This is a genomic window from Faecalibacterium sp. DFI.5.82 (assembly GCF_029076575.1).
Lineage (GTDB): Bacteria > Bacillota > Clostridia > Oscillospirales > Ruminococcaceae > Faecalibacterium > Faecalibacterium duncaniae.
The window spans coordinates 1-309 of sequence record NZ_JARFIS010000546.1 but is presented as its reverse complement, the minus strand read 5'-3'; the positions used below and the strand labels follow the sequence as shown (position 1 = coordinate 309).

1 pseudogene is annotated in these 309 nt (G+C 54.0%); it reads left to right on the top strand.

Features of this window, described 5'->3' with window-relative positions:
• A pseudogene (locus tag P0G09_RS17815) lies at window positions 1-309 on the top strand (conjugal transfer protein TraE); the annotation flags it as partial.

Genomic DNA, 309 nt, shown 5'->3' with positions numbered 1-309 from the left:
CCATCAAATTTGAGCTGTCCTTCGTGAACATGGCAACCGACAGCACCGAGTTTGAGAAAAGCATCCGTATCCCGTACCATCGAGATGGTTTCGATTATGTTCGTGCGGAGTATTCCCAGATGCTGCGCCAGCAGCTTGCCAAGGGCAATAATGGTCTGACCAAGACCAAATTCATCACCATTGGTGTGGAGGGCGAAAGCATGGCACAGGTCAAGCCCCGGCTTGACCACATCCAGAATGACCTGCTGAACAACTTCCACCGGCTGGGGGTGCAGTCAAAGCCCTTGAACGCTGCCCAGCGGCTGAAGC